At 61.7% G+C, this 9,266-nt stretch carries 8 protein-coding genes; 4 read left to right on the forward strand and 4 right to left on the reverse strand.

Annotated elements, in window-relative coordinates; genetic code table 11:
* Nucleotides 1–68 precede the first annotated feature (68 nt).
* From K9857_RS28185 to K9857_RS28200, 4 genes are all read right to left on the reverse strand, one after another.
* Nucleotides 69–530, reverse strand: a complete 462-nt coding sequence (locus tag K9857_RS28185; RefSeq protein WP_224541506.1) for a GNAT family N-acetyltransferase — start codon at nucleotides 528–530, stop codon at nucleotides 69–71.
* Between the two features lie 115 nt (nucleotides 531–645).
* Nucleotides 646–1,470, reverse strand: coding sequence for an ethanolamine ammonia-lyase subunit EutC (eutC, locus tag K9857_RS28190; protein WP_224541508.1), 825 nt, complete (start codon nucleotides 1,468–1,470; stop codon nucleotides 646–648).
* Between the two features lie 8 nt (nucleotides 1,471–1,478).
* Nucleotides 1,479–2,873, reverse strand: coding sequence for an ethanolamine ammonia-lyase subunit EutB (locus K9857_RS28195; RefSeq protein WP_224541510.1), 1,395 nt, complete (start codon nucleotides 2,871–2,873; stop codon nucleotides 1,479–1,481).
* A gap of 224 nt (nucleotides 2,874–3,097) precedes the next feature.
* On the reverse strand, nucleotides 3,098–4,618 hold the full coding sequence (locus tag K9857_RS28200; protein ID WP_224541512.1) for an aldehyde dehydrogenase family protein: 1,521 nt from the start codon (nucleotides 4,616–4,618) through the stop codon (nucleotides 3,098–3,100).
* Nucleotides 4,619–4,904: 286 nt separating this feature from the next.
* Here K9857_RS28200 and K9857_RS28205 point away from each other — a divergent pair, with 286 nt between their 5' ends.
* From K9857_RS28205 to K9857_RS28220, 4 genes are all read left to right on the forward strand, one after another.
* Nucleotides 4,905–6,815: a sigma-54-dependent Fis family transcriptional regulator gene (locus K9857_RS28205; RefSeq protein ID WP_224541515.1), complete on the forward strand. Its 1,911-nt coding sequence runs from the start codon at nucleotides 4,905–4,907 to the stop codon at nucleotides 6,813–6,815.
* Nucleotides 6,816–6,990: 175 nt separating this feature from the next.
* Nucleotides 6,991–8,340: a UDP-N-acetylmuramate:L-alanyl-gamma-D-glutamyl-meso-diaminopimelate ligase gene (gene mpl, locus K9857_RS28210; RefSeq protein ID WP_224541516.1), complete on the forward strand. Its 1,350-nt coding sequence runs from the start codon at nucleotides 6,991–6,993 to the stop codon at nucleotides 8,338–8,340.
* Complete coding sequence (gene ubiX, locus K9857_RS28215; protein ID WP_175377152.1) at nucleotides 8,337–8,969, forward strand: flavin prenyltransferase UbiX; 633 nt, start codon at nucleotides 8,337–8,339, stop codon at nucleotides 8,967–8,969. The genes mpl and ubiX overlap by 4 nt, the downstream gene beginning before the upstream one ends.
* Entirely contained in the window at nucleotides 8,962–9,246 is a 285-nt protein-coding gene (locus K9857_RS28220; RefSeq protein WP_224541518.1) for a YceK/YidQ family lipoprotein, read from the forward strand. Before ubiX ends, K9857_RS28220 begins: the two co-directional genes overlap by 8 nt.
* Nucleotides 9,247–9,266: the final 20 nt, after the last annotated feature.

The following is a 9,266-nucleotide window of genomic DNA, read 5'->3' on the forward strand; positions in this document are numbered from 1 at the left end:
TTTTCTGGGGCCGCTTCGCAGCCCAACGGGGGCAAGCCCCCTCGCCACAAGGCCACGCTAAGCGTATATCAGAGCTTGTCGCTGATCGGCAGCACGTAGTTCTTGAACTCGGTGTCTTCCTTGAATCCGATGGATTCGTAGGTTTTCTGCGCCACGGCGTTGTCGCTGCTTGTGGAAACACGCATGCGCACGGCGTTGGTTTCCTTGGCCATTTTCTTCGCGGTGCGAATCAGATGATCGGCTACCAGCTGGCGACGGGCGTCCTCGGCGACGTAAATGTCGTTGAGGATCCACACGCGCTTGAGCGAAAGGGAGGAGAAGCTTGGGTATAACTGACAGAAACCCATCAGTTTCTTGTCGTCCTCATCGGACAGGGCCAGGTAGATCACCGACTCCTTACGGCGCAGGCGTTTCTCGAGGAAAGCCCGGGACGAGTCCGGATACGGCAGGGAACCATAAAACTCGCGATATTTGACGAACAACGGGGTCAGCAGGTCCAGGTGTTCGAGGGTCGCTTGAATAATCCGCATGGTAAGTCTCGTCTTCAAGTGGCTGTCTTGCGTGCTTGGACGGCGACGGGGAACTCGGGAGGCCGTGGATCCGATCCTGCCTCAACCTGGAACGAAAGTGCAACGCGCAAACGTTTCAAACCTGCGGCGGGCTGAGCAGGAAATTGCCTTTCATGTCTGAGCCTGAATCCTCATCCAGTGTATGAATCTGCGCTTCGTCCTTCAGATTGACCCCCGACAACTGTCGCCGACAGGCTTCGCGCATCAAATACAGCAGACGGTGTGCCGCCATGCCGTAACTCAAGCCTTCCAGACGCACATTGGAGATGCAGTTACGGTACGCGTCCGTCAGGCCGACCTTGGGATTGTAGGTGAAATATAAACCCAGGCTGTCCGGAGAGCTCAGGCCAGGGCGTTCGCCGATCAGGATCACGGTCATTCTGGCGCCCAGCAGCTCACCGATTTCGTCAGCGACGGCAACGCGGCCCTGTTCCACGAGGATGACCGGAGCGACGCTCCAGTTCTCCGCCCGGATGTGTTCTTCCATACGCGCCAGAAATGGCAGGGTATGGCGGTGAACCGCCAAAGCAGACAAACCGTCGGCGACCACAATCACCAAATCGACGCCGCCCGGCTGGGCCGAAGCGTAGTCACGCAGCGCTTGTGCAGAGTCATCGCTCAATTTTCGCCCCAGATCGGGGCGTTGCAAGTAGCTGTTGCGGTCTGTTGCGGCGCTGTGCAGCAGCAGACTGTCCTGTCCGCGTTCGGCCAGTTGCGAGCGCAGCGCCCGGTGATCGAACGGCAAATGCACCGCATCCCGCGCCTGGGCATGGGCGTATTGAAAGTCCAGCTGAGCGCGGGTCGGCATGCTGGTGCCGGTGCGGCCCAGGGCAATGCGCGCCGGGGTCAGGCGCCGCAGTTCCTGCCAGGGGTTGTGCGGATCGAAGGGCAGTTTTTCCATATCAACGCTCATCCCAATTGCGCCAAAGCCTGGCGAAAGGCTGGCGGCAGACTGTTACCGAACAGCACCTTGCCGTCCGCCTGGGTGAAAATGCCCATCTTCGCCAGCCATGCCTCGAATTCCGGCGCTGGCTTGAGGCCCAGGGTCTGCCGGGCGTAGAGCGCATCGTGGAACGAGGTGGTCTGGTAATTGAGCATGATGTCGTCGGAGCCGGGAATGCCCATGATGAAGTTGATCCCCGCCACGCCCAGCAGGGTCAGCAGGGTGTCCATGTCATCCTGATCGGCTTCGGCATGGTTGGTGTAACAGATGTCGCAACCCATCGGCACGCCGAGCAGCTTGCCGCAGAAGTGGTCTTCGAGGCCGGCGCGGATGATCTGTTTACCGTTATAGAGGTATTCCGGGCCGATGAAGCCTACGACGGTGTTCACCAGGAACGGGTTGAAATGTCGCGCCACCGCGTAGGCCCGGGTTTCGCAGGTCTGTTGATCGATGCCGTGGTGGGCGTTGGCCGACAGGGCGCTGCCCTGGCCGGTTTCGAAATACATCAGGTTCTGCCCCAGCGTGCCGCGATTGAGGCTCAAGCCCGCGTCATAACCTTCTTTGAGCACGTTCAGATTGATGCCGAAGCTGGCATTGGCCGCCTCGGTGCCGGCGATCGACTGGAACACCAGATCCAGCGGCACACCGCGATTCACCGCCTCGATGGAGGTGGTGACGTGGGTCAGCACGCAGGCCTGGGTCGGAATCTCGTAGCGCTGGATGATGGCGTCGAGCATTTCCAGCATGGCGCAGATTGAGGCAATGCTGTCGGTAGCGGGGTTGATGCCGATCATGGCATCGCCATTACCGTGCAGCAGGCCATCGAGGATGCTCGCGGCGATACCGGCGGGTTCGTCGGTCGGGTGATTCGGTTGCAGCCGGGTGGACAGCCGCCCGCGCAGGCCGAGAGTGCCGCGGAACTGCGTCACCACGCGGATTTTCTGCGCCACCAGCACCAGGTCCTGCACACGCATGATTTTCGAGACTGCGGCGACCATTTCCGGGGTCAGACCGGGGGCGAGGGCGCGCAGGGTCTGTTCATCGGCGGCATCGCTGAGCAGCCAGTCGCGAAAGCCGCCGACGGTGAGGTGGCTGACGACTGCGAAAGCCTGTTTGTCGTGAGTGTCGATGATCAGTCGGGTGACTTCATCGGTTTCATAGGGAATCAGTACTTCCTGCAGGAAGTGGCTCAATGGAATGTCGGCCAGCGCCATCTGTGCGGCGACCCGTTCGACATCGTTGAGGGCGGCGACACCGGCCAGAAAGTCCCCGGAACGCGCCGGACTGGCCTTGGCCATCACTTCCTTGAGGCTGTCGAAGCGATAGGTCTGGGCGCCGACGCAATGGGCGAATACGGCCATGGGGTGGTGTCCTCCTGATACTTGAATGTTGGCTGTGAATGCAAGGCCCGAGCCAGAGCATTCAAGCAATGTGTCAATCAGGACGCCATCGCGGGCAAGCCCGCTCCCACAGGGTTATGGGCTGGCCTCAAAAATGGACTCAACCATAAAACCCTGTAGGAGCGAGCTTGCTCGCGATGGCGATCTGATAGGCGACACAGGCAATGCCCGCGCCGCCCAGGTCTTTAGAAGAAGCCCAACGGATTGATGTCGTAGCTCACCAGCAGGTTTTTGGTCTGCTGATAGTGGTCGAGCATCATCTTGTGGGTTTCGCGGCCGACGCCGGACTTCTTGTAACCGCCGAACGCGGCGTGTGCCGGGTACAGGTGGTAGCAGTTGGTCCACACGCGACCGGCCTTGATGGCGCGGCCCATGCGATAGGCGCGGTTGATGTCGCGGGTCCAGAGGCCGGCACCCAGGCCGAACTCGGTGTCGTTGGCGATCGCCAGGGCTTCGGCTTCGTCCTTGAAGGTGGTGACGCTCACCACCGGACCGAAGATTTCTTCCTGGAAGACACGCATCTTGTTGGTGCCCTTGAGCAGGGTCGGCTGGATGTAATAGCCGGTCGCCAAGTTGCCATCGAGTTTCTCGACCTTGCCGCCGGTCAGCAGCTCGGCGCCTTCGCCCTTGGCGATTTCCAGGTACGACAGGATCTTGTCGAATTGCTGCTCGGACGCCTGGGCGCCGACCATGGTGTCGGTGTCGAAGGGGTCGCCGCGCTTGATTTGCAGGACCTTCTTCATCACCACTTGCATGAACTCGTCGTAGATCGACTCCTGTACCAGTGCGCGGGAAGGGCAGGTGCAGACTTCGCCCTGGTTGAAGAACGCCAGCACCAGGCCTTCGGCCGCCTTCTCGATGAAGGTCGGTTCAGCCTGCATGATGTCTTCGAAGAAGATGTTCGGCGATTTGCCACCCAGCTCCACGGTGGACGGAATGATGTTCTCGGCCGCGCATTTCATGATGTGCGAGCCGACCGGGGTCGAGCCGGTGAAGGCGATTTTGGCGATACGCTTGCTGGTGGCCAGCGCTTCGCCGGCTTCTTTGCCGAAACCTTGCACGATGTTCAGCACGCCCGGAGGCAGCAGGTCGCCGATCAGCTCGACCAGCACGGTAATGCCCAGCGGAGTTTGCTCGGCCGGCTTGAGCACCACGCAGTTACCGGCAGCCAGGGCCGGAGCGAGTTTCCAGGCGGCCATCAGGATCGGGAAGTTCCACGGAATGATCTGCCCGACCACCCCCAGTGGTTCATGGATGTGATAGGCCACAGTGTTGCCGTCGATCTCGGCGGCGCTGCCTTCCTGGGCGCGCAGGCAGCCTGCGAAGTAGCGGAAGTGGTCGGCAGCCAGCGGGATATCGGCGTTGAGGGTTTCACGAACGGCCTTGCCGTTGTCCCAGCTCTCGGTGAGCGCCAGGGTTTCCAGGTTCTGTTCGATGCGATCGGCGATTTTCAGCAGGATCAGGGAGCGCGCCTGGACGGACGTGGCGCCCCAGGCATCGGCCGCCGCATGGGCAGCGTCCAGGGCCTTGTCGATATCTTCGGCCGTGGAACGGGGGAATTCGGCAATCGGTTGGCCATTCACTGGCGAGGTATTGGTGAAGTACTGACCTTTGACAGGCGCGACGAACTCGCCGCCGATGTAGTTACCGTATTTGGCTTTGAACGAAACGATAGCGCCTTCAGTACCGGGGTGAGCGTAACGCATGATGTTTCTCTCCTTGCTTTTGTGCTTATAGGGAGGACGCGCATGTGCGCTGCATTAAGCGTAGAGCAAAGGTCGGGCCACCGCCTTGCAGGGCAGGTAAATCAAGGCCTTGCGCTATTCTTGTCGGACCGGCGGGTAGCGGGCGTGACGCTATCGGTACAGCCTGGGTGACAGTTTGTACCGGTTATGGCGCAGCCTGTGACCGGGTGGTCTCACCAGCATTGCAATGACGGCTGGGCTGGAGGATGCTCAGCCCTAACCAACCCGGCGGGGAGAACAATAAGAAATGCACGACAACCATTTGAGTCGCCATGCCCGTCAGGTCCTGACCGTTGCCCAGGGCAAGGCCCATTTGCACGGCCCCGGCAGCGATCCATCCATCGCCCGCTCCTGGTTGCGCTGCCTTGAGGACTACCATCTCGACCCGGCCCTGACCATGGCGCCCACCGTGCTGGAGCATGGTCGCGTTCTCGAAAGTCGCGAGCGCTTGCAACAAGTACTGCACATCGCCGGCAACGAAATGACCAGCCTGCATCAGCAGCTTTCCGGTTCCGGCCATGCGGTGCTGCTGACCGACGCCCGGGGCGTGATCCTCAACTGCGTGACGGCTCCCACCGAGCGGAAGATTTTCGAGCGCGCCGGGCTCTGGCTCGGCGCTGACTGGAGTGAAGCCTGCGAAGGCACCAATGGCATCGGCACCTGCCTGGTGGAGCGCCAGGCGCTGACGATTCATCGCGACGAACATTTCCGTGGCCGTCATACCGGACTGACCTGCTCGGCCAGTCCGGTGTTCGATCCCCATGGCGAGTTGCTGGCAGTGCTCGACGTATCCTCGGCGCGCCAGGACGTATCGCGCCAGAGTCAGTTCCACACCATGGCCTTGGTCAATCTCTCGGCAAAGATGATCGAGAGTTGCTACTTCCTGCGTTATTTCGAAAACCAATGGCTGCTGCGCTTTCATCTGCAAGCCGAGTCCGTCGGCCTGTTCAGTGAAGGATTGTTGGCGTTCGACGGCGATGGGCGCATCTGCGCTGTCAATCAAAGCGCATTGAACCTGTTGGGACATCCCCGTGGCGGCTTGCAGGGACAGCCGGTTGAGGCGCTTTTCGATTGCCGGCTCGATGAACTGCTCGGTCGCGCCAGCCTCGACGCCAGCGCCAGTTGGCCACTGCGTACCCGTGACGGGCGGCGATTGTTCGCTGTCTTGCGCGGACAGCCGCGGCGCGTGCCGGTGCCTCTGGTACCGGGGCCGATCATTGAGGAACGTCCGCAGCTGTCGGGCATTTGCCTGGGCGACAGCGCGTTGCAGACCGATTTTCGCAAGGCCCTGCGTGTCTATGAGCGGGACGTGCCGCTGCTGATCAACGGGGAAACCGGTTCGGGCAAGGAAGCTTTCGCCAAGGCGGTGCATCAAGCCAGCCAGCGTGCCGACAAGGCCTTTGTCGCCCTTAACTGCGCGGCCATTCCGGAAAGCCTGATCGAGAGTGAATTGTTCGGCTATCGCGGCGGCAGTTTCACCGGCGCGCGCAAGGAAGGCATGCGCGGCAAGCTGCAGCAGGCCGATGGCGGGACGCTTTTCCTCGACGAAATCGGCGATATGCCCCTGGCGTTGCAGACGCGGCTGCTAAGGGTGCTTGAGGATCGCCAGGTGGTGCCCATCGGTGGTGATCCTCAGGAAATCAACGTGCGAATCATCAGCGCCACGCACCGCCAGCTGCTGGATCGGGTCGAGGAGGGCAGTTTCCGCGAGGACCTGTATTACCGGCTCAATGGCCTGGAAATCGCGCTGCCGGCACTGCGTGATCGCAGTGACAAATCGCAACTGCTCGACTTTTTGCTGGCCGAAGAGGCGCGCGGGGAAACCGTGCTGATCGACGAACCCGCACGTCAGGCCCTGCTGGCCTTCACCTGGCCGGGCAACGTGCGCCAATTGCGCAATGTGCTGCGCACCCTGGCGGCGCTGTGTGAAGACGGGCACATCGGGCTGGAGGATTTGCCGGCGATGATCCGTCAGGCCCGGCCGATTGTTGTGCAACCCGTTGAAGAGTCCGAACGCCCGCTGGACGATGCCGAGCGGCTGGCGTTGCTCAATGCGCTGGAGCATACGCGCTGGCATATGACGCATACGGCGCAGCAGTTGGGTGTGAGTCGCAATACGCTGTACCGGAAGCTGCGTAAGCACGGGATTGCCAGATAGATACCTGTAGGAGCGAGGCTTGCCCGCGAATGCCGTGACGCGTACTGCCTGATGGGACGCGTTAACGTTCTTCGCGGGCAAGCCTCGCTCCTACAGGGTTTCATCGCGATCGGAAACAAAGGTGCGATTTTCCCCTCCCTAAGCTAACCTGCGGCCATGTTTTACGAGGTCGACTATGCACATTCATATTCTTGGTATCTGCGGCACTTTCATGGGTTCGATGGCGGTTCTGGCCAAAGAGCTGGGCCATCACGTGACGGGCTCCGATGCCAACGTCTACCCGCCAATGAGCACTCAGCTGGAAGCCCAGGGCATCGAGTTGACCCAGGGCTATGACCCGGCGCAGCTCGACCCGGCCCCTGATCTGGTGGTGATCGGCAATGCCATGTCCCGTGGCAACCCGGCGGTTGAATATGTGCTGAACAAAGGCCTGCCTTACGTCTCCGGCCCGCAGTGGCTGGCGGACCACGTGCTGCAGGGTCGCTGGGTCCTGGCGGTCGCCGGCACTCACGGCAAGACCACCACCAGCAGCATGCTCGCCTGGGTGCTGGAGCATGCCGGCATGAGTCCGGGCTTCCTGATCGGCGGCGTGCCACAGAACTTTTCGGTGTCGGCGCGACTGGGCGGCACACCGTTCTTCGTGATCGAAGCCGATGAATACGACAGCGCCTTCTTCGACAAGCGCTCCAAGTTCGTTCACTACCGCCCGCGCACGGCAATTCTGAACAACCTGGAGTTCGATCACGCTGACATCTTCCCCGATCTGCCCGCCATCGAGCGGCAGTTCCACCATCTGGTGCGGACCATTCCGAGCGAAGGCCTGGTGATTCATCCGACCACCGAGCCCGCGCTGCAACGTGTGATCGAAATGGGTTGCTGGACCCCGGTGCAGACCACCGGCGCCGGCGGTCAATGGCAGGTCAAGCTGCTCAGCGAAGACGGTTCGGCTTTCGAAGTGATGTTCGAAGGGGTTTTCCAGGGCGTGGTCGAGTGGGACATGACCGGTCAGCACAACGTCGCCAACGCTCTGGCCACCTTGGCAGCCGCGCGCCACGTCGGCGTCGTGCCATCCATGGGTATCGCCGCGCTGAGCGCATTTAAGAGCGTGAAGCGCCGCATGGAGAAAGTCGCGGAGGTGCGTGGCATCACTATTTATGACGACTTCGCTCACCACCCGACCGCCATCGCCACCACCCTCGACGGCCTGCGCAAGCGCATCGGCGACGCGCCGCTGATCGCGATCATCGAGCCGCGTTCCAACTCCATGAAGCTCGGCGCACACCGTGACGGCCTGCCGGAAAGCGTGGTCGATGCCGATCAGGTGATCTGGTACGCGCCGCCGAATCTTGGCTGGGATCTGGCTGGCACCGCCGCGCTGTGCACCGTGCCATCGATCGTCAGCGATTCGCTGGAGGGCATCATTGAGCGGGTGAAAAGCCAGGCACAACCGGGCACCCAAGTGGTGATCATGAGCAATGGCGGCTTCGGCGGCCTGCACGGCAAACTCGCCGAGGCGCTGAAATGAACAACGGTCCGGACCGCATCACGCTGGCGATGACGGGTGCTTCCGGCGCCCAGTACGGCTTGCGTCTGCTCGACTGCCTGGTGCGTGACGACCGCGAGGTGCACTTCCTGATTTCCAAGGCGGCGCAACTGGTGATGGCCACCGAAACCGACGTCACGCTGCCGGCCAAGCCGCAGATGATGCAGGCGTTCCTCACCGAATACACCGGTGCGGCTGCCGGACAGATTCGGGTCTATGGCAAGGAAGACTGGATGTCGCCGGTGGCCTCGGGCTCCGGCGCGCCGGCGGCGATGGTGGTGGTGCCGTGTTCCACGGGGACGTTGTCGGCCATCGCCACCGGCGCCTGCAACAACCTGATCGAGCGCGCCGCCGACGTCACGCTCAAGGAGCGCCGCCAGTTGATCCTGGTACCCCGCGAGGCGCCGTACTCGAGCATTCATCTGGAACACATGCTCAAGTTGTCGAACATGGGCGTGACCATCCTGCCCGCCTCGCCGGGCTTCTACCATCAGCCGCAAACCATCGACGACCTGATCGATTTTGTCGTGGCGCGGATTCTCAACCTGCTGAACATTCCCCAGGACATGCTGCCGCGCTGGGGTGAACACCATATGAGCAGTGATGAATAAGCTGCTGATCATTGTGCTGGCGCTGCAACTGGCGGGATGTGCTACGGCGCGGACCCTGGATGCGGCCAAGCCGGGCGCGCCGGTGGTGTATGCCGGAACGCGGTTGGACCTGTATGCAATGAATGGCGGCTGCTGTGCCAAGGATCGATTCGGCGCAGAAGCGCCGAGCTATCCGGGTGTCGACCTGCCGGCCAGCGCGTTGCTCGATACCTTGTTGTTGCCGCTGTCTTTATTGACGGTGCTGGGCGTGAATTTTCAGGCAACAGGCGGGATGTAGCGTTCGGCGTGAAGTCGGCG

The organism is Pseudomonas sp. REP124 (assembly GCF_020164475.1).
Lineage (GTDB): Bacteria > Pseudomonadota > Gammaproteobacteria > Pseudomonadales > Pseudomonadaceae > Aquipseudomonas.